Origin of the sequence: Microbacterium sp. Leaf320 (genome assembly GCF_001423485.1) — a bacterium.
In the GTDB taxonomy this organism is placed as follows: domain Bacteria; phylum Actinomycetota; class Actinomycetes; order Actinomycetales; family Microbacteriaceae; genus Microbacterium.
In genome coordinates this window covers 104,309-129,773 of sequence record NZ_LMOD01000005.1, presented here as the reverse complement: position 1 = coordinate 129,773, position 25,465 = coordinate 104,309, and the positions used below count along the sequence as shown (strand labels likewise).

The window sequence follows — 25,465 nt, the reverse complement described above, 5'->3', positions numbered from 1 at the left end:
AGATGTCTCAGAGACGCTCTGCCACGTACTCGGTCAGGTCGACGAGGCGGTTGGAGTAGCCCCACTCGTTGTCGTACCAGCTGGAGACCTTGACCAGGTTGCCGCTGACGTTGGTCAGCGTGGCGTCGAAGATCGACGAGTGCGGGTTGTGCACGATGTCGCTCGAGACGATCTGATCTTCGTTGTACTGCAGGAAGCCGGCGAGGCGACCCTCGGCCGCAGCCTTCTTGTACGCCTCGTTGACCTCTTCGACCGTGAGGTTCTCACGGTCGGTGATCAGCGTGAGGTCGACGATCGAGCCGGTGGGAACCGGCACGCGGTACGACGAGCCGCTCAGCTTGCCCTGGAGCTCGGGGAGGACCTCGCCGATCGCCTTGGCGGCACCGGTGGACGCCGGGGTGATGTTGATGGCGGCGGCGCGGGCACGACGCAGGTCGCTGTGCGGGCCGTCCTGCAGGTTCTGGTCTGCGGTGTAGGCGTGAGCCGTCATCATGAAGCCGCGGTCGATGCCGAAGGCGTCGTTGAAGACCTGTGCCAGCGGTGCGAGGCAGTTGGTCGTGCACGAGGCGTTGGAGATGATGTGATCGGTCTCCGGGTTGTACGTGTCCTCGTTCACGCCCATGACGAACGTGCCGTCGACGCCGGTGCCCGGTGCCGAGATGAGGACCTTCTTGGCGCCTGCCTCGATGTGCTTCTTGGCGAGCTCGGCCTTGGTGAAGAAGCCGGTCGACTCGATGACGATGTCGACGCCCAGCTCGCCCCACGGGAGACCGGCGGGGTCGCGCTCTGCGAACGCCTTGATGGCCTTGCCGTTGACCGTGATGCTCTCGTCGTCGTAGCTGATGTCAGCATCGAGGACGCCGCCCACCGAGTCGTACTTCAGAAGGTGGGCAAGGGTCTTGTTGTCGGTGAGGTCGTTGACAGCGACGATCTCGATGTCAGCTCCCTGCGCGAGAGCCGCGCGGAAGTAGTTGCGTCCGATACGGCCGAAGCCGTTGATACCGATCTTGACAGACACTCAGGTCTCCCTGTTTCTCGTGCGCTGTGCGCAGCAATCGTGCGTGCGCGGTGCGCGGGGGTTTTTGGCTGAGATGGCGTCCCGACGAGACCAGGCCCGTCGGGACGCGACCCGATTACGACAGTACCAGCAGGCCGTTCGTCTTCTCGCGGGCGGCCTCGAAGCGCTGGGCGACGTTCTCCCAGTTGGCGATGTTCCATGCGGCCTTGACGTAGTCGGCCTTCACGTTGAGGTAGTCGAGGTAGAAGGCGTGCTCCCACATGTCGAGCTGGAACAGCGGCACGGTGCCCGCTGCCGTGTTCGACTGCTGGTCGAACAGCTGCTGGATGATCAGGCGCTGACCGATCGAATCCCAGCTGAGCACCGACCATCCGGAGCCCTGGATGCCGAGGGCGTTGGCGGTGAAGTGCGCCTGGAACTTCTCGAACGAGCCGAAGAACTCGTCGATGGCGGCCTTGAGCTCGCCCTCGGGCTGTCCGCCGCCGGTCGGCGACAGGTTCGTCCAGAAGATCGAGTGGTTGACGTGACCGCCGAGGTTGAACGCGAGGTCCTTCTCGAGCTTGTTCACGTTGGCGAGGTTGCCGCTGTCACGGGCCTCGGCGAGCTGCTCGAGGGCGGTGTTCGCGCCGGCGACGTAGGTCGCGTGGTGCTTGTCATGGTGCAGCTCCATGATCTTGCCGCTGATGTGCGGCTCGAGGGCTGCGAAGTCGTAGGGAAGGTCGGGGAGCGTGTAAATCGCCATGTCGCTTTCATCCAATCCGCGCCGCGCCGCGGCGCTTGCCGATCCTCTGCGCCGCCGAGGTGCGGCGTAGAGCGGACTTAACTCATCCTAGTGACGACAACGTGTCGACGACCCTGATCCTTCCCCCATATGACGAAGCGAGGCGACCCCTTGACAGGGATCGCCTCGCCGATGTCGATGGACGGCTCAGACGTCGAGTCCGGCGGGCACCGCCGCCTCGGTGCCGGGGATGCCCTCCTGCTGCGCGCGCTTGTCCGCCATGGCCAGAAGGCGACGGATGCGTCCTGCGACGGCATCCTTCGTCATGGGCGGGTCGGCGTGGTGACCCAGTTCGTCGAGGCTCGCGTCGCGGTGTGCGAGGCGGAGCTCTCCGGCGACCTTGAGATGGTCGGGCACATCTTCGGCCAGGATCTCGAGCGCCCGCTCGACCCGGGCGCACGCGGCGACGGCGGCCTGCGCGGAGCGACGCAGATTCGCGTCGTCGAAGTTCACGAGTCGGTTGACACCCGCGCGCACCTCGCGGCGCTGGCGCATCTCCTCCCAGGTGACGGCGGTCTTCTGAGCACCCATCTCACTGAGGATCGTGCGGATCGCCTCCCCCTCGCGGACCACGACGCGGGGCATGCCGCGCACCTCGCGGGCCTTCGCAGCCACGCCCAGACGGTGCGCAGCACCCACGAGAGCCATAGCGGCTTCGGACGATGGGCAGGCGACCTCGAGCATGGCCGATCGGCCTGGTTCGCTGAGGGTTCCTGCAGCGAGGAACGCGCCACGCCAGAGGCCGGCGATCTCGGCGCGAGACCCGGTGGTCAGGCGGTTGGGCAGGCCGCGGACGGGGCGACGACGCTGGTCGAGCAGCCCGGTCTGGCGGGCGAGCGTCTCGCCGGACGCGATGACCCTGACGGCCCAGCGGGCACCGTCGTTCGCGGTGCTGGACTGCACCTGGGCGATCTCGGGCCGAACACCGTAGATCTCGGCGAGGTCGCGGGCGACGCGCTGCGCGAGGATCTCGGCATCCACCTCCGCCTCGACGGCGACCCGCCCGGCGATGGAGTGCAATCCGCCGGCGAACCGGAGGATCGAGGTGACCTCCGCGACACGCACCGTCGGGGGTGCATTACGGATGCTGACCAGCTCAGCCTTGACGTCGGTGGTTAGTGCCACGACACTCCTCTACGCTCACGCGCCGGATCGCGACGCAAACCTCCAGCCTACTCTGACGGAGGCTCCTGCTATTCCCTGCCGAGGTCCCGATGACGCACGTTCACCGCTACGCCGGGCACGGCCGCGACCCGACGAGCCAGCTCTTCCACCATGGCGACCGAGCGGTGCTTGCCGCCGGTGCACCCGATCGCGATCGTCGAGTGGCTCTTGTTCTCGCGCTGATACCCCTCGAGCACCGGGGTGAGAGCTGCGGTGTAGGCATCGAGGAACTCGGTGGCGCCCTCGCGGGACAGCACATAGTCCCTGACGGGCTCATCCTTGCCGGTGAGTCCGCGCAGCTCCTCGTTCCAGAACGGGTTGGGAAGGAAGCGCATATCGGCGACCAGATCGACGTCCGTCGGCAGTCCGTACTTGAAGCCGAAGCTCATCAGCGTCACGCGATGGCGAGCAGCGCCCTCCTCCGAGAACAGATCGGAGACCTGGGTGGCGAGCTGATGGATGTTGAGCGCCGAGGTGTCGATGACGAGATCGGCGGACTCCCTGATCGGAGCGAGTTTGTGACGCTCGATGCGGATGCCGTCGAGAAGCGTGCCGTCTCCCTGGAGCGGTTGCGGTCGGCGCACCGACTCGAACCGCCGGACGAGCACGTCGTCGGAGGCATCGAGGAACAGCACCCGGACGGACCCGCGCGATCGCAGGGCCCGAGCGACTCCGGGGAAGTCGTCGAAGAGATTGCGTCCTCGGACATCGACCACCGCGGCGACCTTGGGCAGCGCGGTGCCGCCCATGTCGGTGAGGTCGAGCAGCGGGCGGAGGATCTGCGGTGGCAGGTTGTCGACGACATACCAGCCGAGATCCTCGAGTGCGTTCGCGACCGTCGTGCGTCCAGCGCCCGACATGCCCGTGACGATGAGGAACTCGCCCTTTTCCCCGTCAGCCATGGTTACTCCTTCTCCCCCGCATGCACCAGCCTAGCGAGTGGAGAGATGCGTATGGATGTTCTGAGCGAGCACGGGGCCGATCCCCTGCACCTCTTCGATCTCTCCTGGCGCCGCGGCCCGGAGTGCGGTGACGGATCCGAAGTGTTTGAGAAGGACCTTGATACGGGATGCACCGAGACCTGGGACCTCGGAGAGCACCGACGAGATGTCGTTCCTGCGTCGCTTGCGCTGGTGAGTGATCGCGAAGCGGTGGGCCTCATCGCGCAGGCGCTGGAGCAGGTAGAGGGACTCGCTCGTGCGCGGCAGGATGACCGGGAAGTCCTCGCCCGGAAGCCAGATCTCCTCGAGTCGCTTCGCGATGCCGCACACCGCGATCTCGGTGTGTCCGGCATCGCGGAGGGCCCGCGCCGCCGCCTCGACCTGCGGCTGACCGCCGTCGACGAGCAGCAGCTGGGGAGGATAGGCGAACCGCGGCTTGCGCTTGACCTCGACGACGACTTCTTCGAGGCCCTCCCCCGTCTCACCGGCGACCGCCACGACCGCTGCAGGCTCGTCGGCCTCCTCCGGGCGATCGAGGTATGCCAGGCGTCGACGGAGCACCTGGTACATCGAGTCGGTGTCGTCGGTCGTCTCGGGGATGTTGAACGATCGGTACTGGTCTTTCCGCGGAAGGCCGTCTTCGAAGACGACCATCGAGGCGACCACGTTCGTGCCACCGAGGTGCGAGATGTCGAAGCATTCGATGCGCAGGGGCGCTTCGGTCAGACCCAACGCATCCTGCAGGTCGGTCAACGCCTGGGTGCGCGCGACGTAGTCACTCGTGCGTCGAGTCTTGTAGCGGATCAGCGCCTGTTGAGCGTTGAGCGTCGCCGTGCGCATCAGATCGGCGCGCTGCCCGCGCTGAGCGACCGCGATCTCGACCTTCTTGCCCCGTCGCTCGCGGAGCCACACCTCGAGTTCGGCCGCGTCGTCGGGAAGCGACGGCACGAGGATTCGCCGAGGCACGTCCTGCGCATCTCCGTAGGCGCGCTGCAGAACCTGGTCGACGAGCTCGGCGCCGGAGATGTCGATCTCCTTCTCGATCGTCATCGCGCGGACACCGCGCACGCGTCCACCGCGGATCACGAAGTGCTGCACGGCGGCGGCGAGCTCGTCTTCCGCGATGCCGAACAGGTCCGCGTCCTCGTCGGTCGCCAGCACCAGCGCGCTCTTGCCGAGCACGGCCTCGATCGCCGAGAGCTTGTCGCGGTACTTGGCCGCGGCCTCGTAGTCCATCGCCGCTGAAGCTGCGAGCATCCTGGTGGTCAGCTCGCGCGTGAACCGCTCGTCACCACCGGCCATGAAGGCGACGAAGTCGTCGACCATCGCGCGGTGCTCGTCGATCGTGACGGTCATCGAGCACGGCCCGCCGCACTTGCCGATCTGCCCGGGGAAGCACGGTCGCCCCGTCTGCATGGCCCGCTTGTAGCTCGAGTCGCTGCAGGTGCGGATGGGGAACGCCTTGACCATCAGATCGATCGTCTCGTGCACCGCCCAGACCTTGGGATAGGGGCCGAAGTACCGCGCACCGGGGATCTTGCGGTTCCGGGTGACAATCACCCGAGGAGCCTCGTCTCCGAGGGTGACCGCCATGAACGGGTACGACTTGTCGTCTTTGTACCGCACGTTGAAGGGCGGATCGAACTCCTTGATCCACATGTACTCCAGCTGCAGCGAGTCGACATCGGTCGACACGACCGTCCACTCGACCGACGACGCCGTGGTCACCATCCGCCGGGTGCGCTCGTGCAGCGTTCGCAGGGGCGCGAAGTAGTTCGACAGGCGCTGACGCAGGTTCTTGGCTTTGCCGACATAGAGCACGCGGCCGTCGGCGTCGCGGAACCGGTACACGCCGGGGTTGGTCGGAATCTCACCGGCCCTCGGCTTGTACGGCAGCACGTCGGCCATCAGCTGGCCTTCTTCGCGGCGCGCCCCTCACCCAGGATCTCGGCGAGGAACTGACCTGTGTGGCTGTCCTCGACCCGGGCGATCTGCTCGGGAGTGCCGGTCGCCAGAATCTCACCGCCACCGGAACCGCCCTCCGGTCCGAGATCGATGACCCAGTCCGCGGACTTGATCACATCGAGGTTGTGCTCGATGACGATCACCGTGTTGCCCTTGTCGACGAGGCCGTTCAGCACCTCGAGGAGCTTGCGCACATCTTCGAAGTGCAGACCGGTCGTCGGCTCGTCGAGCACGTAGATGCTGCGGCCGTTGCTGCGACGCTGGAGCTCGGTGGCGAGCTTGACGCGCTGCGCCTCGCCGCCGGAGAGGGTCGTCGCGGACTGTCCGAGACGCACGTACCCCAGACCCACGTCGACGAGGGTCTTCATGTAGCGGTGGATGGCCTGGATCGGCTCGAAGAACTCCGCGGCCTCCGCGATCGGCATCTCGAGCACCTCGGCGATGTTCTTGCCCTTGTAGTGCACCGAGAGGGTGTCGCGGTTGTAGCGCTTTCCGTGGCACACCTCGCAGTCGACGTACACGTCGGGGAGGAAGTTCATCTCGATCTTGATCGTGCCGTCACCCGAGCACGCCTCGCAGCGGCCGCCCTTGACGTTGAAGCTGAAGCGCCCCGGCTGGTAGCCGCGGACCTTCGCCTCGGGCGTCTCGCTGAACAGCGAGCGGATGCGGTCGAACACACCGGTGTAGGTCGCCGGGTTGGAGCGCGGGGTGCGTCCGATCGGCGCCTGGTCGACGTGAACGACCTTGTCGAGGTTGTCGAGCCCCGAGACCCTGGTGTGCTTTCCGGGCACGGTGCGTGCACCGTTGAGTCGTGACGCGAGCACCTGGTAGAGGATGTCGTTGACCAACGAGGACTTGCCCGATCCTGACACTCCCGTCACAGCCGTCAGGACGCCGAGCGGGAAGTTGACGCTCACGTTCTTGAGGTTGTTCTCGCGGGCGCCGACGACGCTCAGCATGCGCTTCTTGTCAAGCTTGCGACGCTTCGAGGGGGTGGGGATCTCGCGACGACCGGACAGGTACTGTCCCGTCATCGAATTCGGCTCGTTCAGGAGTGCCGAGTACGAGCCGGAGTGCACGACCTCGCCACCGTTCACACCCGCTCCCGGCCCGATGTCGACGACCCAGTCGGCCGATTCGATGGTCTCTTCGTCGTGCTCGACGACGATGAGAGTGTTGCCGAGGTCACGGAGCTTGAGCAGAGTGTCGATCAGGCGCCGGTTGTCGCGCTGGTGGAGGCCGATCGAGGGCTCGTCGAGAACGTAGAGCACGCCGGTGAGCCCGGATCCGATCTGGGTGGCCAGTCGGATGCGCTGCGCCTCGCCACCCGAGAGCGAACCGGCCGAGCGGCTGAGGTTGAGGTAGGACAAGCCGACCTGCAGCAGGAAGTCGAGTCGCAGGCGGATCTCGCGCAGCACCTGCGCCGCGATCTTGGCCTCACGATCGGTGAGCGTCAGAGTCTCCATGAAGGAACGGGCATCGGCGAGGCTGAGGTGCGAGACCTCGGCGATCGAGTGGCCGTGCACCTGCACCGCGAGCACCTCGGGCTTGAGCCTGTTGCCGTCGCACACCGGGCACGGCACCTCGCGGAGATACTCGCCCCAGCGCGAGCGCTGCGTGTCGGACTCGGCCTGGGCGTACTGCCGCTCGATGTAGGGGACGACGCCCTCGAAGCCGGAGGCGTAGCGCATCTCGCGCCCGTACCGGTTCTTGAACTTGACGGTGACCTTGTAGTTGTCACCGCGGAGGATCGCGTCCTGCACGTCGACCCTGAGGTCCTGCCATGGAGTGTCGAGCGAGAACTTGAGGTCGTCGGCCAGCCCCTCCAGCAGTCGCTCGTAGTACTGGAAGAGGCCCTTGCCCTGGGTGGTCCACGGGACGATCGCACCCTCGCGGATGGAGAGCTCTTCGTCGCCGAGCATCAGGTCGATGTCGACCGACATGCGCGTGCCGAGTCCCGAGCAGGCCGGGCAGGCGCCGAACGGCGCGTTGAACGAGAAGGTGCGCGGCTCGATCTCGGTGAGAGAGAGCGCGTGACCGTTCGGGCATGCGAGCTTCTCGGAGAACGACTGCCAGGCGTCGTCGCCCTCTTCGTCGACGAAGTTCACCTGCACCACGCCGCCGGCCAGCCCCAGTGCGGTCTCGACCGAATCGGTGACGCGACCGAGTATGTCGTCAGCCGCCACGAGACGGTCGACGACGACTGCGATGTCGTGCTTGTAGCTCTTCTTGAGCGTGGGCGGCTCCGCGAGCTGGATCAGATCGCCGTCGACGATCGCGCGCGAATATCCCTTGGCCCCGAGCTCACGGAAGAGGTCGACGAACTCGCCCTTCTTCTGCGAGACGATGGGCGCGACGATCTGGTAGCGGGTGCGCTCAGGCAGCTCCATGAGCTGGTCGGCGATCTGCTGAACGGTCTGGCGCTGGATGCGCTCACCGCACTCCGGGCAATGCGGGATGCCGATGCGGGCCCAGAGCAGGCGCATGTAGTCGTAGATCTCGGTGATCGTGCCGACCGTCGACCGCGGGTTGCGGTTGGTCGACTTCTGGTCGATCGACACCGCAGGGCTCAGTCCCTCGATGAAGTCGACGTCCGGTCGGTCGACCTGGCCGAGGAACTGACGCGCGTAGGCGCTCAGCGACTCGACATAGCGACGCTGCCCTTCCGCGAAGATCGTGTCGAACGCGAGACTGGACTTTCCCGATCCGGACAGGCCGGTGAACACGACGAGAGAGTCGCGTGGGATGTCGATGTCGACATTCTTGAGATTGTGGACGCGGGCACCGCGAACACTGAGTTTTCCTGGGGTTGCAACCGGGACGATAGGCACTGATCAAGTCTACGAGGGGCCACGGACATTGGCTCCGTGAGGGCTCACAGGAAGGCGCTCACACTCGCCGCCGCACGTCTGACTGGCGCTGATTCGCCTTCACGAGCAGCAGCACCGCGATCGCGACGACCGCGCCTCCGCCGGCGACGACCGCCCACGGCGCGGTGCCCTCGGCTCCGCCGATGCCGAGCATGACGGCGACCGTCAGCGGCTGGGCGATCGCCTGCACCAGGACGAGACGGATGGCGGTCGGGCGCAGCGCGGCGAGCACGACCCGTGAGCCGCGAGGGATCACGAGTGTCAGCGACGTCAAGACGTGGACCGCGTGCACGACGAGCACCGCGAGCATCGCCCGACCGAGTTCCGGCTCGGACAAGAGCATCCCGATCACGATGCACGCGGCCCCGCCCCACGCGGCGAACGTCTGCGGGAACACCGCGGCGGTCACCGCAAGGATGACGGCGGCCCACTGCCACCCGACGAGGGGATTGAGCACGAACGCCCCGACCGCGACGACGGCGATCAACACGACCCGCACCACGATCCAGGAGACGGCGGGCGCGGTCTGCAACGTGTCGTTCCGCGCTCTCATCGCCTGGCCCTCGCGATCTCGCGCAGCGCGGAGGACGGATCGTCCGCCCATGTCACCACGTCGACGCCCGCACCGTGCAGGTCGGCGAACACGTTCTCCCGCTCCGCGAGCACCGTCCGCAGGCCGATGAGCTGAGGACGAGTGAGGCGGGAGCGATCGAGCCGCGGCAGCACGTCGATCGCGACGACGCGGTGACCGCTCGCCCGCCACATCAGCGCGGTCTGGGCGGCAGCCCCCTGGAAGAACGTGGACAGGACGAGGACGACCGAGCCGTGCGGGACATGCGGGGTCCTGCGGAAGGCCGCGTCGTCGCGAGCCTGCCCCGTCGCCGCGATCGCCGCTTCGAGGCGTGCGAGATGACGAGAGCCTCCGCCGCTGCGCACCGAACGCCCGCCATGCATGAGGACGTGCAGGGCGACGCGGTCGCCGGCATCGATAGCGGCTCCGGCGAGCCCCCGAGCGGCCTCACGGGCGTTGTCGAGCGACGTCACTCCGCTGCGCTCGAAGTCCCCGCTCCCCCACGACGACACGACCGCGCCGAGGTCTTCCGAGGTGTCCATCGCGATCACCACGGACGCATCGCTGAGCGTGTGGGTGCGCCGCACCAGCAGATCACCCGGCCTCCGCGCCATCCGCGCTGTCGCGCGCCAGTCGACGCGACGCAGCTCATCTCCGGGCGCGAACGCATGGATTTCCCGGAAGTCACCGCCCCGCCCCGGGCGCCGACCCTCGTGCGAGCCGTGCAGACCGGTCAGGCGTCTCGGCAGCGGCAGCATCCCGACCGTTCGCGGTGACGGAGCGACCTGGCGTCTGCTCCGGACGATCTCGGACGGCGCCGCGAGCACGGCACCGTCGAGCGCCAGACCGCGCGTCGAGACCTGCACAGGAAGCGCAGGGCCCGAGTGGAGGACGCGGCTCCGTGCGAGAACCGTGGCGCCGGCGCCGGGAACGATCGCGCGTCGAGTCCTGCGCTCGGACTGCACGACGACCAGCTCGACCATCTCGGCGTCGCTCTCGACCGAGATCGCGGTGAGCAGCTCGCCATCGGCGCTGGGACGCGAAGCGACGCTCGGCACGACCCCGACACCCGAGGTTCCTCGCCCGAGGGCGAGAGCACTCCACAGGGCCACGGGAAGACCCATGGCGACGACGTCAGGACGCGAGAACAGCAGGCCGATGACGGCGAGGACGATCGAGCCGGCGATGGCGACGACCAACGCGGGACTCCAGCGACCGTGCATCGATGGTCTCGTCACACGCGCTCTTTCACGGTCGGAGGAACGGGCACCTGACCCACCACCGCTCGCACGACGTCGGCGGCTGAGGCGCCCTGCGCCCAGGCCTGCGGTGTCAAGGTGAGGCGGTGGGCGAGCACGGGCACGGCGATCCGCTTGATGTCGTCCGGCCGCACGAAGTCCCGACCGTCCAGCGCGGCCAGGGCGCGACCCAGCAGCAGCAGCCCGAGCGAGCCGCGCGGGGAGGCCCCGACTTCGACATTCTGCGCCGTCCGTGTCGCGCGTGCGATCTCGACGCAGTAGCGCGCGATGTCCTCGTCGACATGGATGGCCTCGACCACGGCCTGGAGCTCGACCAGACGTTCCGCGTCGATGACGGCCGCGACGTGCGTGGCCTCCTGCCGTCGGCTGACGCGGTTCTGCAGGATCTGCGCCTCACCTGACACATCGGGATACCCCACCGAGAGCCTGACCATGAACCGGTCGAGCTGCGCCTCGGGGAGGGCGTAGGTGCCCTCGTACTCGATGGGGTTCGACGTGGCGATCACGTGGAAGGGCGCGGGCAGCGGGAAGCTGTTGCCTTCTACCGTGACCTGCCGCTCGGCCATCGCCTCGAGCATCGCCGACTGCGTCTTCGGCGTCGTGCGGTTGATCTCGTCCGCCAGGAGGAGGCCGGTGAAGATCGGCCCCGGCCGGAAGACGAAGTCCGATGAGTCGGGCGCGTACACGTACGACCCGGTGACATCGCCCGGGAGCATGTCCGGGGTGCATTGGAGCCGACGGAACGAGAGCCCCAGCGCCGAGGCGAGGCTGCGGGCCGCAAGGGTCTTGCCGAGCCCTGGCACGTCTTCGAAGAGCACGTGCCCCCCGGCCAGGATCGAGGCGAGCGCGATCTCGAGCGGGTCATCCATCCCGACGACGACGGTGCGCACGGCGGCGAGGATTCGAGCGCCGGCCTCGGCGATCTCGGTGGACGTTGTCATGTCATCTCCTGTGTCTCGGGAGCAGCGACGCGCGGCCGGTGGATGAGGGCGGTGTGCCGGGCGTCGCCGTCGTAGTCTCTGCGGAGTGCGCCGGGTTGAGAGCGTCGATCACGTCGAGCGCTCGCTCGATGTCGACGATGGTGGTGCCAGGGCCCTCCAGCCGAGCCCACAGGTCGGGGCCGATCAGCGCGACGATCTCCGACCGTTTCGCGGGGTCTGACGGGTCTGCTCCGCGTCGCTGGAGGCGTTTGCGGAGAGTTTCCCGCACGCGGCGCGTGATCTGCGTGCCGGCGAGCCCCGTGTGCGTGTTAAGCGCCCACGCCATGCGGGAGATCTCCGTCGGCCGTCGATCGGGCTCCACGGGTATGTGCGGGGCGTCGACGCCGGGTTCGAGTGGCACCACGAGCTGCGCGAGAAGCGCGAGCGCGACCACGACAAGACTCCACCCGATCACGAAAGGCCAGGTGAACCCGAAACCGGTGAGCACCAGCGCGGCGATCACTCCGGCAGCCGAGGCAGTGACGGTGCGCCCCCACCTCATCGCCATACCTCTTCGATCCGGCGGAGCGCAGCGCGTGCGGCGTGCCTCTCCGACTCGCTGGCTTCGTGGGCGCCGAAGCGCACCCGCTCGAACAGGTTCAGCAGCTCCGAGGCGTCGTCCTCGATGCCGGAGCGCCGCGTGATGATCCTGAGTGCGAACTCCCCCGGCGTCTCGCTCGGAGCGCGTGTGACCCCCGCATCCGCCGCGCTCTCCTCGAGTCCGACCCACGCGGCGATGACGGCGTCTGTGGGCAGCGCGCGTTCGTCGATGGCCTGCAGCGCCCCGGCGATGCCGCGCCGGATGGCTTCGACCACCACCTCCGGTTCGGGAACCGCAGCCACCTCGGCGACCTCGGCAGCGACCTCGACCCCGTCGCGCCGCTCCGTGGGCCTGTTGCGCCAGGCCCGCAGCAGCGCTCGAACGACGATCACGAGGAGCGCGATGACACCCGCGACCACGAGGAGCATGAGGATCACTGCGAGCACCTGCACCACCGCGGCACTCGTGGGGTCGATCTCGACCTCTTCCGGAAGCCCCGTCGCGCCGGGCGCAGTCGTGGGAACCGGCGGCTCTGACGGGGGCGGCACCGGCTCCGACGGACGGAATGTCGGTGGACCCTGGATCGCGGCGGCGATCATCACGATGAGGAAGAGTGCGGCGACGGCGCTCACGAGTCCGAGCCGACGAACACCCCGACGCGCATCGGTCGTCGGGCGGTCACTCGGCATGCCCACACCCTATGACGCGGTCACTCCGGGGTCGGGCGGCGACCCGCGAAAGCCGACAACCCGTCGCGCAGGGTCGCGATCTGCTCGAGATCCATACCCACCGCCGCCATGACCTGACGAGGAACATCGAGCGCGCGCTCGCGGAGCGCCCGACCGGCATCCGTGAGGGTGATGTCGAGGCGGCGCTCGTCTTCCGAGCTGCGCTGCCGGGCGACCAGGCCGTCGGCCTCGAGGCGCTTGACCAGCGGCGACGCGGTGGCCGGCTCGAGAGCGAGATCAGCGGCGAGATCATTGAGCTGGCGCGGAGCGCGCTCCCAGAGCGCGAGCATCACGAGGTACTGCGGATGCGTGAGCCCGAGCGGTTCCAGGATCGGTCGGTAGATCGCGACGACGTTGCGCGCGGCGGTCACCAGGGCGAAGCAGAGCTGGTTGTCCAGCTTGAGCAGATCATCCGTAGCGGTCACGGCTCGACTATACAACGGCACTAATAGTTAGTACACTAAGCAACATGGCACGCTCCAGTGATCGCCCTCCTCTTCGCTCGCGCATCCGCGAGGCAGGTGGCCTCTACTCCTGGATCAACTCGAATCTGATCCGGTTGGCCGGCCCCGCGTCGGTCGGCCCCTACGAGAAGACGCCTCCCCCGAGCGCTGCCGAGAGAGCAGAACGGGCCTGCCCGCTCTGCGGGGCCCCGATGAGCGACCACGAGATCGATCGCTCAGGCCCGAAGACGCTCGTCCACTGCCCCTGATAATCGAGCGGTCAATCGTCGCGGGCTGCGTCTTCGCGCGCGACGTCGAGCCAGAACGCCAGATCGTCATCGCCGACCAGCGCTCCTGGCGACACGTCGAGCCATCCGGTTCCCATCGTCCGGGGTCCCATGACCGCCGTCTCGACGCCGGGTCTGGTGATCAGCGCCGCGCCGTGCTCTTCATCCACTCGGACGAGGAGCACCCCACCGCTGCGGGCTCCGACCAGGATGTGTCCGTCGAGAAGGAAGGCGCGGGTGCCGAACATCCGCTTCTCCTCGACCTCTCCGTCGAGGGTCAGCAGCGCGCGCACGCGGTCGGCGAGCTCTTCTCCTGACGCATCCATCGTCGTCGCCTCCTGGGACTCAGGCGTGCCCGGCCTTCTCCATGGCGCGCAGCTCCTTCTTCATGTCCTGCACCTCGTCGCGCAGTCGCCCGGCGAGCTCGAACTTGAGTTCGGCCGCGGCCGCGAGCATCTGGTCGGACAGGTCCTGGATGACGGCTTCGAGCTGCTGAGCGCCCTCGGCCGCGATCCCCGTGCGACGGAGATTCGGTGTCGGCGACTTGCCCTTGCCGGTCGCACGCCCGCGCCCTGACATCATCTCGGCGGTGTCCGCGCCCTCTCGAGCGAGCACCTCGGTGATATCGGCGATCCGCTTGCGCAGCGGCTGGGGGTCGATGCCGTGCTCGAGGTTGTAGGCCACCTGCTTCTCGCGACGACGGTCTGTCTCCTCGATGGCCTTGGCCATCGAATCGGTGATCTTGTCGGCATACATGTGGACTTCACCCGACACGTTTCGCGCCGCGCGGCCGATCGTCTGGATCAGCGACGTGCCGGAGCGCAGGAAGCCCTCTTTGTCGGCATCGAGGATCGCGACCAGCGACACCTCGGGCAGGTCGAGACCTTCGCGGAGCAGGTTGATGCCGACGAGCACGTCGTAGACGCCGGCCCGCAGCTCGCTGAGCAGCTCGACACGACGGAGCGTGTCGACATCGGAATGGAGGTAGCGCACCCGCACGCCGTGCTCTCCGAGGAAGTCGGTGAGCTCTTCGGACATCTTCTTGGTGAGCGTCGTGACGAGTACGCGCTCGTCACGCCCCACGCGAACCCGGATCTCCTCGAGGAGATCGTCGATCTGGCCCTTCGACGGCTTCACGATGATGTGCGGATCGACGAGGCCGGTCGGGCGGATGATCTGCTCGACCACGCCGTCGGCGATGCCCATCTCGTACTTGCCGGGGGTCGCCGACAGGTACACCGTCTGACCGATGCGGTTCTTGAACTCGTCCCAACGCAGCGGGCGGTTGTCCATCGCGCTCGGCAGACGGAATCCATGCTCCACGAGGGTGCGCTTGCGCGACGCATCGCCTTCGTACATGGCACCGATCTGCGGCACCGTGACGTGCGACTCGTCGATCACGAGCATGAAATCGTCGGGGAAGAAGTCGAGCAGCGTGTGCGGCGGCTCGCCGGGCTGACGTCCGTCCATGTGCCGGGAGTAGTTCTCGATCCCCGAGCAGAAGCCCAGCTGCTGCAGCATCTCGAGGTCGAACGTGGTGCGCATCCGCAGACGCTGTGCCTCGAGCAGCTTGCCCTGACGCTCGAACTCCTTGAGCCGCTCTTCGAGCTCGTGCTCGATGGTGCCGATGGAGCGCTGGACCACGTCGGTTCCCGCCACATAATGCGAAGCGGGGAAGATCGGGACCGCATCGAGCTTCTCGATGATCTCGCCGGTGAGCGGATGCAGGGAGTACAGCGCCTCGATCTCGTCGCCGAACAGCTCGATGCGGATCGCGTGCTCCTCGTACACCGGGATGATCTCGATCGTGTCGCCGCGCACGCGGAAGTTACCCCGCGAGAAGTCGACGTCATTGCGGTTGTACTGCATCGCGATGAACTGCCGGATGAGCGCATCCCTGTCGTACCGCTCACCCACCTGGAGGGCGACCATGGCGCGAAGGTACTCTTCAGGCGCACCGAGGCCGTAGATGCAGGAGACGGTGGAGACGACGATCACGTCGCGGCGGCTGAGCAGCGAGTTCGTGGTCGAGTGACGGAGACGCTCGACCTCGGAGTTGATCGACGAGTCCTTCTCGATGAAGGTATCGGTCTGCGGGACATACGCCTCGGGCTGGTAGTAGTCGTAATAGGAGACGAAGTACTCGACCGCGTTGTTCGGCATCAGCTCGCGGAACTCGTTGGCGAGCTGGGCGGCGAGCGTCTTGTTGTGGGCGAGCACGAGCGTCGGGCGCTGCACCTGCTCTACAAGCCACGCGGTGGTGGCCGACTTGCCGGTACCCGTCGCGCCGAGAAGCACGATGTCTGTCTCGCCGGCATTGATGCGCGATGCGAGTTCGGCGATGGCCTTCGGCTGGTCGCCGGCAGGCTCGTACTCGCTGATGACCTCGAAGGGACGGACACTGCGCGTGGGTTGCATACCTCCAGCGTATGCCGGGCCACCGACACCGGGGTCGCGCGTCCGTCAGCAGCGAACGGAGAGCTCTTCAGTCCGCCTCCGGCGCCCAGACGTAGGGAGTGGTGGTCGACACTTTGATCAGCCCTGCGCGCTCGAGTATCGGCCGGGAGAACTCCGTCGAGTCGGACTGGAGGTACCGCTTGCCGCGAGCGAGAGCGGAGCGTGCGCGTCGCGCGGTGAGTGCGCGGTAGATCCCCCGGCCGCGCCATGACGCGATCGTCGCACCGCCCCAGAGCCCCGCGAAGTCCGTCGCCGCCACGGGTTCGAGGCGGCCTGCGCTGATCACCGCCCCGTCCGCGACGGCGATCCACAGCTCCACCGTGTCATCCGAGCGGATGCGCCGCAGAGTCGTCTCCGCCCGTGCACGCCAGTGCGGATCCTCGAAGACGGTGCCCTGCATCTCCTCCATGGCCAGCACCTCCACCTCGGTGCGGGCGCGGCGCAGCTCCACTCCGTCGGGAGCCGCGACCTCCTCGGCGAGCAGCCCCGCCTCGCCGATCATGATCGACTCGGTGTCCTCCGGCACGAACCCTCGCGCGATGAGCGCATCGTGCAGACCAGGAGCGTGGTCGTGGCCGCGCGTCTTCCACTCCACGCTCGTGATTCCGGCGATGCCGCGGAAGTGCTCCAGCGCGGCGTCGACGAGCTCGGCCGTCCGCGCGGCATCCGCACCGTCCAGGTCCGCGTACGACACGAACCCGCGACCGCCCGGGAACACTGCGAGACGGAGGGGCCCCATCGGGGCCACGGCCAGTGCGTGAGCGGTCTCGGCATCGGTTCGGAGCTGTGCGTCGTAGGCCGCGAGGAGATTCAGGCTCATGCGCCCATCCTCCCAGGAAGCCGCTGCCCTGCGACTCTCGCGGCGCCGCACTCGCTCACGAGGAACCGGCGGCTGGCGATCCGCGCAGCTTCGCGACCGCCGAGGACGCCGCGAGGGCGCACATCGCGAGGACCGCGACGATGAACCACACCCAGTCCGCCTGGCCGAACACGATGCCGAGCGCCCAGCCGAACAGGCTCGATCCTGCGTAGTAGCCGAAGTAGTAGAGCGAGGATGCCTGTGCTCTGCTGGCGGGTCCCGCAGCCGCCGGCGCCCACCCCGATGCCACCGCGTGCGCCCCGAAGAAGCCTCCCGTGAAAAGGAGCAGCCCGAGCAGCACGATCGGAGTGGCATGCGCCAGCATCGCGGCCGCCCCCGTGGCCATCACGGCGATCGCGCCCAACAGCACGGGGTATCGCCCGAAACGGGAAGCCAGAGAGCCGGCCCAGGGCGACGAGACGGTGCCGGCGAGGTAGGCGAGGAAGAGCAGCGTCACCACCCAGGCCGGCAGCGCGAAGGGCGGTTCGGCGAGGTGGAATCCGAGGTAGTTGTAGACGGCCACGAACGCCCCCATGAGCAGGAAGCCCTGGGCGTACAGTGCGAGCTGACGCCCCGAGCGCAGCGGCGCCAGCAGGCGCGTGAGCATTCTCGGTCCGGCGTCGTCACGGAACCTTCCGGGGACGAAGCCCTGCGCCTTCGGTGTCAGCCACAGGAACAGCACTGCCGCCAGCGCGCACAGCCCCGCGACCGTCCACATGCCCTCCCGCCACCCCGCCTGCTCGCCGACGATGCCGGACACTACCCGGCCGACGAGCCCACCCACCGTCGTCCCCGCGATGTAGCTTCCTGCTGCGGCGGCCGCATTTCGCGGACTGACCTCTTCACTCAGGTACGCGAGCGCGACCGCAGGCACAGCCCCGAGCGCGACGCCTTCGAGCAGGCGCAGCGTCAGGAGCATCTCCATCCCCGCGCTGAGTGGGGCGAGGATGCCCAGCACGGTCGCCGTGAGCACGCCGATCGCCATCGCCTGCACCCGCCCGATGCGGTCCGCCACCATCGACCATGGGATGACGGCGGCCGCCAGCCCGAGCGTCGCCGCCGACACGCTGAGCGCGGCGCTCGCCGGCGAGATCCCGAGAGCTGTGGACAGCTGCGGCAACACGGCCTGGGGTGAATAGAGCTGCGCGAAGGTCGCGATACCCGCGAAGAACAGACCGACGATCAGGCGTCGGTAGACGGGCGATCCCGGGGTGTGACCGGTGAAGGTCACGACGTGCTGATCCGCTCCCAGAGATCATCCGTCTGAGCGAGGGTCTGCTCCAGCGATCCGGACGTGTCGATGACCACGTCGGCGATCGCCAGGCGGCGCTCATCGGAGACCTGCGCGTCGATCCGCTCCTGCGCGGCCTGCTCCGCCATCCCGCGGATCTCCACGAGCCGACGCCTGCGCTCCTCCACGGGCGCGTGTGCGACGACGATCAGATCCCATGGATCGTCGACCCGCGCCTCGACCAGAAGCGGCACGTCGTACACGACGACCGTCGCAGGATCGGCGGACATCGCCTCGTCGAACCGGCGCTGCGACTCGGCGCGGACCGCAGGGTGCACGATCGCGTTCAGCTGCGCCAGCTGCCCGGCATCTCCGAAGACCTGCGCACCGAGGGCGGCACGATCGAGCGAGCCGTCGGCGGCGATGACCTCTGCACCGAACGTCTCGGCGATGGCGACGAGAACCGGAGTCCCTGGTGCCTGCACGTCGCGGACGATCTGATCGGCGTCGACGATGACTGCTCCCCTCTCCGCCAATCGTCGTGCGATGGTCGACTTCCCGGAGGCGATGCCGCCGGTGAGCGCGATGAGAGCCATGCGGCCAGTCTAGGCTTCGAACCCGGCCGTGCTCAGCGTCCGAGGAGCTGACGCCGGGAGCTGATGACACCCGTGTCGAACCCGGCGAGGTGCAGTCCGCCGTGGAACCGCGCGTGCTCGATCTTGATGCAGCGATCCATCACCACGGCGAGCCCTGCGTCCTCGGCGAGGGCGGCCGCATCCTCGTTCCATGACCCCAACTGCAGCCACAGCGTCTGCGCTCCGGCATCGATCGCCTCCTGCGCGACGCCGGGAAGATCCTCGTGCCGACGGAACACGTCGACGATGTCGGGGACGACGGGGAGGTCGGCGAGCGACGCATAGACGGGCTGTCCGAGGATGGACGACTCACGCGGATTGACGAGGTAGACGTCGTACGCGGTGCTCGAGAGCAGATAGGTCGCGACGAAGTACGACGCGCGGGCCGGGTTGTTCGATGCGCCGACGATCGCGACGGACTTCGCGCGTCGGAGGATGCCGAAACGCTGTTGCTGGCTCGGCCCTTCCCACGTGCGCTCAGGGTGCAGCGGGGCGGCTCCGGGAAGCGCGCATGCTGCAGCATCCTGAGGTGTGGGGAGAGCGCAGGCGTCTGCCCCCGTGATGTTGGCGTCGCTCATCTGTTCGCTCCCGTCGCGGTGCTGAGAGCCTGGTCGAGGTCCCAGATGATGTCGTCGGCGTCCTCGAGGCCCACCGAGATCCGGATGAGGTCGGGGCGCACTCCGGCCGCCACGAGCTGCGATTCCGTGAGCTGTCGATGGGTGGTGGATGCCGGGTGGATGACGAGCGTGCGCGCGTCACCGATGTTCGCGAGGTGCGATGCCAGCTGGAGGTTCTCGATCAGCGTCTCCCCCGCCGCGCGACCGTCTTCGGCCTTGACCCCGAAGGCGAACACCGACCCCGGCCCGAGCGGCAGGTACTTCGCGGCGCGCTCATGATGCGGATGCCCCTCGAGCCCCGCCCAGGTCACGTATTCCACGCGGGGGTCAGATGCCAGCCAGTCCGCGACGATGCGCGCGTTGACGAGATGTGCGTCGATGCGCTGCGGAAGCGTCTCGACCCCCTGCAAGAGGTTGAAGGCGGACTGCGGGCTCAGCGCCGGTCCGATGTCGCGCAGCTGCTCGGTGCGGAGCTTGGTGAGGAACCCGTACTCGCCGAAGTTGTCCCACCACTTGATCCCGCCGTACGACTCGACGGGCTCCGTCATCTGCGGGAAGCGCCCGTTGCCCCAGTCGAACGTGCCCTTCTCGATCACGACGCCCCCGAGCGTCGTGCCGTGCCCGCCGAGGAACTTCGTGACCGAATGGATGACGATGTCGGCGCCGTGCTCGAGCGGCCGTGCGAGGTACGGAGTGGCGAGGGTCGCGTCGACGACGAGCGGCACACCGGCGGCATGCGCGACCTCCGCGAGGCCTTCGATGTCGGCGATCTCACCGGACGGGTTGCCGATCATCTCGACGTAGACGACCTTGGTCTCGGGCCGGATCGCCGCCGCGTAATCGGCAGGGTCCGTGGAGGCGACGAACGTGGTCTCGACGCCGAATCGACGCAGTGTCACATCCAGCTGGGTCACGGTACCGCCGTACAGCTGCGCCGAGGCGACCACGTGGTCACCGGCGCCGACGAGCGCGGCGAACGTGATGAACTCGGCGCTCATGCCGGATGCGGTCGCGACAGCGCCGATCCCGCCCTCGAGCGATGCCAGCCGTTCCTCGAGCGCGGCGACGGTGGGGTTGCCGATGCGGGAGTAGATGTTGCCGTACTTCTGCAGCGCGAAGAGGTTGCCGGCATCCGTCGCATCCTCGAACACGAAGGACGTCGTCTGGTAGATCGGCACGGCGCGGGCACCCGTCGCGGCATCCGGTGTGCCTCCGGCGTGGAGAGCCCTCGTACGAAACCCGAAGCGGTGTTCTTCCGTCATTGTGTCCTCAGTTCAGCGGTCTCGAGCACGGCGGCGATGTCGTCGACGGCCCACGGGTTCTGCAGAGATGTCGTGTCGCCGAGCGGCGCGGGTGCGCGACCTGCGCGCCGGTCCTGTTCGGCCTCCCAGAGCTGCGCGAGCAGTCGTCGCATGATCTTGCCGGATCGAGTCTTGGGCAGGTCGGGGACCACGACGATGTGCTTCGGCTTGGCGACGGGTCCGATCGCCGTGGCGACCTGTCCTCGCAGCTGCGAGGTCGAGACCTCTGCGCGTCCTGACGCGGTGACGAATGCGACGACGGCCTGCCCGGTGACCGGGTCGGCGACGCCTGCGGTGCCTGCCTCCCCCACCGTGTCGTGCGCCACGAGCGCCGATTCGATCTCGATCGTGGAGAGCCTGTGGCCCGACACGTTCACGACGTCGTCGAGGCGGCCGAGGATCCAGATGTAACCGTCGGCATCGCGTGTGGCCCCGTCACCGGCGACGTAGTATCCGCCGTGCTCGCCGTGTCCGGCGTAGGCCGACCAGTACGCGTCACGGTATCGCTGGGAGTTCCCCCACACGGTCCGCGCCATCCCCGGCCACGGACGCCGCACCACGAGCGTTCCGGATCTTCCTGGCGCGACCTCATCGCCGTTCGCATCGACCACGGTCGCGTCGATGCCGGGCAGCGGCACGGATGCGGAGCCCGGCTTGAGCGTCGTCACACCGGGAAGCGGCGCGATCATCGCCGCCCCGGTCTCGGACTGCCACCAGGTGTCGACCACCGGGAGCTCGTCGCGCCCGAAGTTGCGGCGGAACCAGATCCACGCCTCGGGGTTGATCGCCTCGCCGACGGTGCCGAGCAGACGCAGCGTCGACAGGTCGTGCCCCTCCGGCAGCTCTGCGCCGAACCAGGTCATGAAGGTGCGGATCAGGGTCGGCGCGGTGTAGTACACCGTCACGCCGTAGCGCTCGATGATCTCGAGGTGTCGCTCGCGGTGCGGCGTGTCCGGCGTCCCCTCGTAGATGACCTGCGTCAGACCGTTCGAGAGAGGACCGTAGATCTCGTACGTGTGGGCGGTCACCCAGGCGAGATCCGCCGTGCACCAGTGCACGTCATCGGGTTTCGCGTCGAAATGGGCCCAATGCGCCCAGCTCGCATGTGTGAGGTACCCGCCGGATGTGTGGACGAGCCCCTTCGGTTTCCCGGTGGTTCCCGACGTGTAGATGATGAAGAGCGGATGCTCGGCATCGAACGCCTGAGGATCATGCCGGGACGAGGCGGTGTCGACGACGTCGTGCCACCAGACGTCTCGTCCCTCGGTCCAGGGAACATCCTGGCCGGTGCGCCGGAGCACGAGGACGTGCTCGAGGTCGGGCAGATCCGCGGCTGCGATGTCGGCCGTCGATTTGACCTCGGTGGCGGCGCCACGCCGGAACTGGCCGTCGCTCGTCACGAGCAGCTTGGCTCCGGTGTCGACGAGACGGAACCGCACCGCCTCGGCGGAGAACCCGCCGAACACCAGCGAGTGCACGGCTCCGATGCGCGCGCAGGCCAAGGTGATCACGACCGTCTCGATCAGCACCGGGAGATAGATGACGACACGGTCGCCCGGACGGATGCCGAGTGCGATGAGCGCGTTGGCCGCGCGCGACACCCTGTCCTGGAGGTCCGAGTACGTCACGGCGATGCGATCCCCCGGCTCGCCCTCGAAGTGCAGGGCGACCTTGTCGCCGCGGCCGGCCTCGACATGGCGGTCGACGCAGTTGTACGCGACGTTGAGCCGTCCGCCGACGAACCAGCGCGCGGCGGGAACGGCGTCCTCCACGGGCGGATCCCATTCGTGAGCCGTGTGCCAGGGTTCGGCCCAGTCGAGCCGCTCGGCCGCCTGCTCCCAGAAGAGGGTCGGATCGGACTCCGCCCGGGCGTATGCCTCGGCGGTCACGTTCGCCGCCGCGGCGAACCCCGCGGGCGCCGAGTACGTGCGGGTCTCGTGCAGGCGGGCTTCCGTCACGTCACACCCACCGTCGGAGCAGATACTTCTCGACCAGCACGAGAAGAGCGTTGGTGATCGTGCCGAGAAGCGCCAGCAGGACGATCGACAGGATGATCCTGTCGACGCGTCCGCTGTTCTGCGAGTCCGTGAGCAGGAACCCGAGTCCCATCGACGAGGCGATCAGCTCGGCGGCTACGAGGAACAGCCAGGCCTGCGCGAGTGCGAGGCGGAGGCCTGCGACCACCGAAGGCACGACCGCGGGCAGCTGAACGGTCCGGAACAGCGACCAGCCGCGGAGACTGAATGAGCGTCCCGCCTCGACGAGCTGGGGATCGACGTGTCGGAGCGCCGATGCGACGGTCGTGTAAACGGGGAAGAACGCACCGATGGCGATCAGCGTCACCTTGGATTCCTCCCCGATCTGCATCCAGAGGATCAGGAGCGGCACCCAGGCCAGAGACGGGACCGCACGGACAGCCGAGAGCGTGGGGCTGAGCAGAACATCGCCGATCCTCGAGAGACCGACGATCCCCGCGATCGCGAGTCCGATCACGGATCCGATCGCGAAGCCGAGCAGCACGCGCTGCACCGAGATCGCGATGTGGGTCCAGAGCAGACCGCGGTCGGCCAGTTCGACACCGGCGGCGAAGACGGACTCAGGGGACGGGAGGAGGTAGGGCGCGACAAGTCCGGTGGTCGTCACGACCTGCCAGGCGATGATGATGAGAGCGGGCAGCAGGAATCCGCCGATGACGCGCACCACCGGGCGGTCCCACGCGTGCCGTGCGCCCACCTCAGCATGCCGACGGACGCCACGAGCGGCGTCGAGCGCCTCCCGTGCGTCCGCGGGCACCACCACGCGCTGGTCGGGAAGGCTCACTCGCCCCCGACCGCCTTCTCTGCGAAGGTGGCGTTCACGATCGAGTCCAGCGCCTTGTCGACCGAGTCCTTGCCGCCCTGGACATCACCGGAGTCGACGAGCACGGGAGCGATCTTCTCGAGCACCGCGACCTGGTCATCTCCCGGGATGCCGCTCACATCGAGGTTCGATCGCTCGGTGATGACGGTCTTCGCGACCTCGATGTCGATGCCCGCGACCTCGGCCAGCAGCGCGGCCGTCTCGTCGGGGTTCTCGAGGGCCCATTCGCGCGCCTGCTCGTAGGCGTCGACGACCGCCTGTGCGAGGTCCGAGTGGTTCTCGATGAAGTCCTCGGTGGCGTTCAGGAATCCGTAGGTGTTGAAGTCGACGTTGCGGTAGATGAGCTGATCGCCCGACTCCACCTCGGCCGCGGCCATGATCGGGTCAAGGCCCGCCCAGGCGTCGACCGACCCGCCGTCGAGCGCTGCGCGCCCGTCCGCGTGCTGGAGGTTCTGCACCTCGACGTCATCGACCGACAGGCCGGCCTCCTCGAGGGACTGCAGCAGGAAGAAGTACGGGTCCGTGCCCTTCGTGGCGGCGACCGACTTGCCCGCGAGGTCCTCGACCGACGTGATGTCGCTGTCGGGGCCGACGACGATCGCCGACCACTCGGGCTGCGAGAAGATGTCGATGACCTGGATCGGCGAACCGTTCGCACGGGCGAGGAGCGCCGCGGAACCCGCGGTCGATCCCACGTCGATCGACCCGGAGCGCAGCAGCTCGTTCGCCTTGTTGGAACCGGCGGACTGCACCCACTCGACGTCGACGTCGTCGCCCAGGATGTCCTCGAGGATTCCCTGGTCGCGGATCACGAGGCTCAACGGGTTGTAGGTGGCGAAGTCGATCGACAGCGTGTCCGACGACCACTCGCCGGTGGCGGCGGCATCGTCGTTCGACGTGTCCGAGGCCGTGGCGTTCTCCCCGGCGACGCAGCCGGACGCGACGAGCATCATCGTCCCGGCGATCGCGATCGCGGGGATGATTCGGCGGGTGATGGTGCTCATCGGGTCTCCTCGGTGGCGGTGCTGTGGTGGGTGTCGACGCCGAGTCCTTCGAGGAGCTCGGCACGGAGGTCGGCGAGGCCGCGATCGGCGCGGTCGCGGGGGCGGATGCCTGGAACCGTGATCGTGCGCGCGATGGAGGGCGCGTCGGTCTCGGCGTCGCCGACCAGCGTGCGCAGCAGCAGCACGCGGTCGGCCAGGTAGAGGGCCTCTTCGACGTCGTGGGTGACGAGGAGGACGGTCGTGGGCTCTGCGGCGTGGATCTTCAGAAGGAGATCGTGCATCCGCAGCCGCGTGAGGGCGTCGAGCGCGCCGAAAGGCTCGTCGAGGAGCAGGACGCCGGGGTTGCGAGCGAGCGCGCGGGCGAGTGAGGCGCGCTGCGCCATTCCACCCGACACCTCACGCGGGCGCTGGTCTGCCGCCTGCTCGAGACCGACCAGTTCGAGCAGCTCACGCACGCGCTCGCGCCCTTCGCGTCGTGCGGTGCCGCGGGGAAGCCCGAGCTCGACGTTCTGCGCGATGGTCCGCCATGGCAGGAGCCGAGGCTCCTGGAAGGCGATCGCGGTGCGCTCGTCGACGTCGGCGACGCCCGAGTCATCGAGCAGGATGCGGCCGCTCGTCGGCGCATCCAGCCCGCCGACCAGACGCAGGAGCGTGGACTTGCCGCATCCGGAAGGACCGACGATCGCGACGATCTCACCGGCGATGACCTCGACGTCGACACCTCGGAGGACGTCACGCCGACCGCGTGCGAGGGGGAAGCTCCGCTCCACGCCCTGCAGGCGCACCGGCTGCGCCGTGCCGGCATTCGCCGCACCGCGCGCCGTGGAGGGCGCCGAGAGGAGGGAGGTCATACCCCCCATGCTGTCCAACCCGCCGGAATGTTACGAATGCGGACGTAATGATCGGTCACGTAGCCCTGCACGCCTCACGGACACGGGTGGATACGCGGAACGG

Annotated in this window: 24 protein-coding genes; 1 reads left to right on the top strand and 23 read right to left on the bottom strand. The window is 68.0% G+C overall.

Features of this window, described 5'->3' with window-relative positions; genetic code table 11:
- Positions 1 to 7 precede the first annotated feature (7 nt).
- The 12 genes from gap to ASF63_RS16450 all read right to left on the bottom strand — a co-directional run bounded on the left by gap (position 8) and on the right by ASF63_RS16450 (position 13,243).
- Positions 8 to 1,018: a type I glyceraldehyde-3-phosphate dehydrogenase gene (gene gap, locus ASF63_RS16505; RefSeq protein ID WP_056516622.1), complete on the bottom strand. Its 1,011-nt coding sequence runs from the start codon at positions 1,016 to 1,018 to the stop codon at positions 8 to 10.
- A 115-nt stretch (positions 1,019 to 1,133) separates the two neighbouring features.
- The gene (locus ASF63_RS16500) at positions 1,134 to 1,760 is read right to left on the bottom strand and encodes a superoxide dismutase (protein WP_056307086.1); all 627 of its coding nucleotides are present in this window, start codon (positions 1,758 to 1,760) and stop codon (positions 1,134 to 1,136) included.
- A gap of 186 nt (positions 1,761 to 1,946) precedes the next feature.
- Positions 1,947 to 2,924, bottom strand: coding sequence for a DNA-binding protein WhiA (whiA, locus tag ASF63_RS16495; protein ID WP_056516620.1), 978 nt, complete (start codon positions 2,922 to 2,924; stop codon positions 1,947 to 1,949).
- Between the two features lie 68 nt (positions 2,925 to 2,992).
- Positions 2,993 to 3,865: an RNase adapter RapZ gene (gene rapZ / locus ASF63_RS16490; protein ID WP_056516616.1), complete on the bottom strand. Its 873-nt coding sequence runs from the start codon at positions 3,863 to 3,865 to the stop codon at positions 2,993 to 2,995.
- Between the two features lie 30 nt (positions 3,866 to 3,895).
- Positions 3,896 to 5,812 (bottom strand): excinuclease ABC subunit UvrC, encoded by a 1,917-nt coding sequence (gene uvrC / locus ASF63_RS16485; RefSeq protein ID WP_056516613.1) that lies wholly within the window; start codon positions 5,810 to 5,812, stop codon positions 3,896 to 3,898.
- Positions 5,812 to 8,700: an excinuclease ABC subunit UvrA gene (gene uvrA / locus ASF63_RS16480; protein ID WP_056516610.1), complete on the bottom strand. Its 2,889-nt coding sequence runs from the start codon at positions 8,698 to 8,700 to the stop codon at positions 5,812 to 5,814. Before uvrA ends, uvrC begins: the two co-directional genes overlap by 1 nt.
- A gap of 58 nt (positions 8,701 to 8,758) precedes the next feature.
- A complete protein-coding gene (locus ASF63_RS16475) occupies positions 8,759 to 9,292 on the bottom strand; it encodes a hypothetical protein (RefSeq protein WP_157534415.1) in 534 nt (177 codons plus the stop codon).
- Positions 9,289 to 10,548: a DUF58 domain-containing protein gene (locus ASF63_RS16470; protein WP_235560843.1), complete on the bottom strand. Its 1,260-nt coding sequence runs from the start codon at positions 10,546 to 10,548 to the stop codon at positions 9,289 to 9,291. Before ASF63_RS16470 ends, ASF63_RS16475 begins: the two co-directional genes overlap by 4 nt.
- On the bottom strand, positions 10,545 to 11,510 hold the full coding sequence (locus ASF63_RS16465; RefSeq protein ID WP_056516601.1) for an AAA family ATPase: 966 nt from the start codon (positions 11,508 to 11,510) through the stop codon (positions 10,545 to 10,547). Before ASF63_RS16465 ends, ASF63_RS16470 begins: the two co-directional genes overlap by 4 nt.
- A gap of 1 nt (position 11,511) precedes the next feature.
- Positions 11,512 to 12,051 carry a hypothetical protein gene (locus tag ASF63_RS16460; protein ID WP_157534414.1) on the bottom strand — a complete coding sequence of 180 codons (540 nt, stop codon included), beginning with the start codon at positions 12,049 to 12,051 and terminating at the stop codon, positions 11,512 to 11,514.
- Positions 12,048 to 12,779, bottom strand: a complete 732-nt coding sequence (locus ASF63_RS16455; RefSeq protein WP_056516595.1) for a DUF4129 domain-containing protein — start codon at positions 12,777 to 12,779, stop codon at positions 12,048 to 12,050. The genes ASF63_RS16460 and ASF63_RS16455 overlap by 4 nt, the downstream gene beginning before the upstream one ends.
- 20 nt (positions 12,780 to 12,799) lie before the next feature.
- Positions 12,800 to 13,243: a MarR family winged helix-turn-helix transcriptional regulator gene (locus ASF63_RS16450; RefSeq protein WP_056516593.1), complete on the bottom strand. Its 444-nt coding sequence runs from the start codon at positions 13,241 to 13,243 to the stop codon at positions 12,800 to 12,802.
- A gap of 44 nt (positions 13,244 to 13,287) precedes the next feature.
- On the opposite strand from ASF63_RS16450, the gene ASF63_RS18910 reads away from it, so the two are divergent.
- Positions 13,288 to 13,530 carry a hypothetical protein gene (locus ASF63_RS18910; RefSeq protein WP_082478290.1) on the top strand — a complete coding sequence of 81 codons (243 nt, stop codon included), beginning with the start codon at positions 13,288 to 13,290 and terminating at the stop codon, positions 13,528 to 13,530.
- A gap of 11 nt (positions 13,531 to 13,541) precedes the next feature.
- Here ASF63_RS18910 and ASF63_RS16445 read toward each other — a convergent pair whose 3' ends face one another.
- From ASF63_RS16445 to ASF63_RS16395, 11 genes are all read right to left on the bottom strand, one after another.
- Positions 13,542 to 13,874, bottom strand: coding sequence for a TfoX/Sxy family protein (locus ASF63_RS16445; protein ID WP_082478288.1), 333 nt, complete (start codon positions 13,872 to 13,874; stop codon positions 13,542 to 13,544).
- Between the two features lie 19 nt (positions 13,875 to 13,893).
- Entirely contained in the window at positions 13,894 to 15,966 is a 2,073-nt protein-coding gene (gene uvrB / locus ASF63_RS16440; protein WP_056516589.1) for an excinuclease ABC subunit UvrB, read from the bottom strand.
- Positions 15,967 to 16,033: 67 nt separating this feature from the next.
- On the bottom strand, positions 16,034 to 16,825 hold the full coding sequence (locus ASF63_RS16435) for an acetyltransferase (RefSeq protein ID WP_056516586.1): 792 nt from the start codon (positions 16,823 to 16,825) through the stop codon (positions 16,034 to 16,036).
- Between the two features lie 55 nt (positions 16,826 to 16,880).
- Positions 16,881 to 18,095, bottom strand: coding sequence for an MFS transporter (locus tag ASF63_RS16430; protein ID WP_082478286.1), 1,215 nt, complete (start codon positions 18,093 to 18,095; stop codon positions 16,881 to 16,883).
- A complete protein-coding gene (gene coaE / locus ASF63_RS16425) occupies positions 18,092 to 18,691 on the bottom strand; it encodes a dephospho-CoA kinase (RefSeq protein WP_056516581.1) in 600 nt (199 codons plus the stop codon). The genes ASF63_RS16430 and coaE overlap by 4 nt, the downstream gene beginning before the upstream one ends.
- A 32-nt stretch (positions 18,692 to 18,723) precedes the next feature.
- Positions 18,724 to 19,308 (bottom strand): CoA-binding protein, encoded by a 585-nt coding sequence (locus ASF63_RS16420; RefSeq protein ID WP_082478284.1) that lies wholly within the window; start codon positions 19,306 to 19,308, stop codon positions 18,724 to 18,726.
- Positions 19,305 to 20,609 carry an O-acetylhomoserine aminocarboxypropyltransferase/cysteine synthase family protein gene (locus ASF63_RS16415; RefSeq protein WP_056516577.1) on the bottom strand — a complete coding sequence of 435 codons (1,305 nt, stop codon included), beginning with the start codon at positions 20,607 to 20,609 and terminating at the stop codon, positions 19,305 to 19,307. The genes ASF63_RS16420 and ASF63_RS16415 overlap by 4 nt, the downstream gene beginning before the upstream one ends.
- Positions 20,606 to 22,606 (bottom strand): acetate--CoA ligase, encoded by a 2,001-nt coding sequence (gene acs, locus ASF63_RS16410; RefSeq protein ID WP_056516574.1) that lies wholly within the window; start codon positions 22,604 to 22,606, stop codon positions 20,606 to 20,608. Before acs ends, ASF63_RS16415 begins: the two co-directional genes overlap by 4 nt.
- Before the next feature lies 1 nt (position 22,607).
- Positions 22,608 to 23,468: an ABC transporter permease gene (locus ASF63_RS16405; RefSeq protein ID WP_056516571.1), complete on the bottom strand. Its 861-nt coding sequence runs from the start codon at positions 23,466 to 23,468 to the stop codon at positions 22,608 to 22,610.
- Entirely contained in the window at positions 23,465 to 24,511 is a 1,047-nt protein-coding gene (locus tag ASF63_RS16400; protein ID WP_056516568.1) for an aliphatic sulfonate ABC transporter substrate-binding protein, read from the bottom strand. The genes ASF63_RS16405 and ASF63_RS16400 overlap by 4 nt, the downstream gene beginning before the upstream one ends.
- Positions 24,508 to 25,362, bottom strand: coding sequence for an ABC transporter ATP-binding protein (locus tag ASF63_RS16395; RefSeq protein WP_056516565.1), 855 nt, complete (start codon positions 25,360 to 25,362; stop codon positions 24,508 to 24,510). The genes ASF63_RS16400 and ASF63_RS16395 overlap by 4 nt, the downstream gene beginning before the upstream one ends.
- Positions 25,363 to 25,465 lie beyond the last annotated feature (103 nt).

Bases quoted from the DNA above. Each gene is read 5' to 3' on its own strand.
- ASF63_RS16400 (WP_056516568.1), bottom strand. From the start codon at position 24,511: ATGAGCACCATCACCCGCCGAATCATCCCCGCGATCGCGATCGCCGGG.
- ASF63_RS16465 (WP_056516601.1), bottom strand. From the start codon at position 11,510: ATGACAACGTCCACCGAGATCGCCGAGGCCGGCGCTCGAATCCTCGCC.
- ASF63_RS16415 (WP_056516577.1), bottom strand. From the start codon at position 20,609: ATGACGGAAGAACACCGCTTCGGGTTTCGTACGAGGGCTCTCCACGCC.
- ASF63_RS16420 (WP_082478284.1), bottom strand. From the start codon at position 19,308: ATGAGCGACGCCAACATCACGGGGGCAGACGCCTGCGCTCTCCCCACA.
- ASF63_RS16435 (WP_056516586.1), bottom strand. From the start codon at position 16,825: ATGAGCCTGAATCTCCTCGCGGCCTACGACGCACAGCTCCGAACCGAT.
- ASF63_RS16445 (WP_082478288.1), bottom strand. From the start codon at position 13,874: ATGGATGCGTCAGGAGAAGAGCTCGCCGACCGCGTGCGCGCGCTGCTG.
- ASF63_RS16455 (WP_056516595.1), bottom strand. From the start codon at position 12,779: ATGCCGAGTGACCGCCCGACGACCGATGCGCGTCGGGGTGTTCGTCGG.
- coaE (WP_056516581.1), bottom strand. From the start codon at position 18,691: ATGGCTCTCATCGCGCTCACCGGCGGCATCGCCTCCGGGAAGTCGACC.
- uvrB (WP_056516589.1), bottom strand. From the start codon at position 15,966: ATGCAACCCACGCGCAGTGTCCGTCCCTTCGAGGTCATCAGCGAGTAC.
- ASF63_RS16395 (WP_056516565.1), bottom strand. From the start codon at position 25,362: ATGACCTCCCTCCTCTCGGCGCCCTCCACGGCGCGCGGTGCGGCGAAT.
- uvrC (WP_056516613.1), bottom strand. From the start codon at position 5,812: ATGGCCGACGTGCTGCCGTACAAGCCGAGGGCCGGTGAGATTCCGACC.
- ASF63_RS16475 (WP_157534415.1), bottom strand. From the start codon at position 9,292: ATGAGAGCGCGGAACGACACGTTGCAGACCGCGCCCGCCGTCTCCTGG.
- ASF63_RS18910 (WP_082478290.1), top strand. From the start codon at position 13,288: ATGGCACGCTCCAGTGATCGCCCTCCTCTTCGCTCGCGCATCCGCGAG.
- ASF63_RS16460 (WP_157534414.1), bottom strand. From the start codon at position 12,051: ATGAGGTGGGGGCGCACCGTCACTGCCTCGGCTGCCGGAGTGATCGCC.
- ASF63_RS16500 (WP_056307086.1), bottom strand. From the start codon at position 1,760: ATGGCGATTTACACGCTCCCCGACCTTCCCTACGACTTCGCAGCCCTC.
- rapZ (WP_056516616.1), bottom strand. From the start codon at position 3,865: ATGGCTGACGGGGAAAAGGGCGAGTTCCTCATCGTCACGGGCATGTCG.